This window comes from Nitrosomonas sp. Nm58, assembly GCF_900107335.1.
Taxonomy (GTDB): domain Bacteria; phylum Pseudomonadota; class Gammaproteobacteria; order Burkholderiales; family Nitrosomonadaceae; genus Nitrosomonas.
On record NZ_FNPQ01000122.1, the window covers coordinates 1 to 1,165 of the forward strand.

The 1,165-nt window shown below is 46.5% G+C and carries 2 pseudogenes; both read right to left on the minus strand.

Features of this window, described 5'->3' with window-relative positions:
• Nucleotides 1-396: 396 nt before the first annotated feature.
• Nucleotides 397-850: pseudogene (locus BLW34_RS15330) on the minus strand (DDE-type integrase/transposase/recombinase); the annotation flags it as partial.
• Nucleotides 851-866: 16 nt separating this feature from the next.
• A pseudogene (locus BLW34_RS17225) lies at nucleotides 867-1,165 on the minus strand (hypothetical protein); the annotation flags it as partial.

Here is a 1,165-nt window from a genome sequence, read left to right on the forward strand (position 1 = left end):
GTAAATTGACTGGATAGGAAGAGCCGTATGAATCGAGAGGTTCACGTACGGTTCTGTGAGCACCTGAAGGGGAAGTTCCTTCGGGTGACTCGACCAGGGTTTTGCGTTTCACGGCGGTGGTTTCATACAAGCGAACGCGTCACAATTCAGCAATCTTTTTGAAGCATCTTTCGGAAGTCGCTTCAATACTAATAGGAAGAATCGTGATTATGGCTTTAATCTATGTGGAGAAGATACTCATGTCAAATACTGATTAATAATCTTGAAGATGTTTATCATAAATCACGTCTACCTAAGTTAAGCATACTGAGTTAGGTCCCGATAGACGATCACAAATCAAAGAACATATCTTACGCATGAATCGCCCCGGTTTTTCCGGAGACTTTTTAGTTTGAGTCAGGCTGCATTAGCTGACTCCTTTAATTGGCGATAATATGCCATTTCAAATTCAGCCGGTGGAATATTTCCAATCGGCTCCAATAATCGGCGATTGTTGAACCAATCGACCTATTCCAAAGTGGCAAATTCCACTTCATCAATATTGCGCCAGGGGCCGCGATGCCGAATGACTTCTGTCTTGTATAATCCGTTAATCGTTTCGGCCAGCGCATTGTCATAAGAATCGCCAACACTGCCAACAGAAGCATCAATATTGGCTTCTGCGAAACGTTCCGTATAGCGAATCGACAGATATTGACTGCCATGATCGCTGTGATGGATTAACCCACTGGTTTCCCGCCGCGCCCACAATGCCTGTTCCCATGCATCGAACACCCAGTCTGTATGCAATGACCGGGTGACCCGCCAGCCGAATAAATCGTGCAAAAACATCTGTAATAAAAGCTACATAGTCGGCCCTGCAAAATTCACCCGGCTGCTAATATAGATTTAACATGCCGAGTATTCACATCAACAGTCAGAAGTTCGCTCCTGATAGAATTGACCAGCTGAAGCAATAAAATGCGTAAAAAAGCCGTCTTCAGCCCCAGGCGAACCATTGCTCGCAGCAACCAGCGTAGGTTGTAACCCGTTGCACACAGTACTGCATGGAGCGCATCGCCCAGTTTTCGCTGTAACCAGCAACGATCCATTCGGTGATCTGATTTGAGATGCCCGATCGCGGGCTCCACGGCTTGGCGCCGCTTAAGCCATCTTCGTTGCTGCT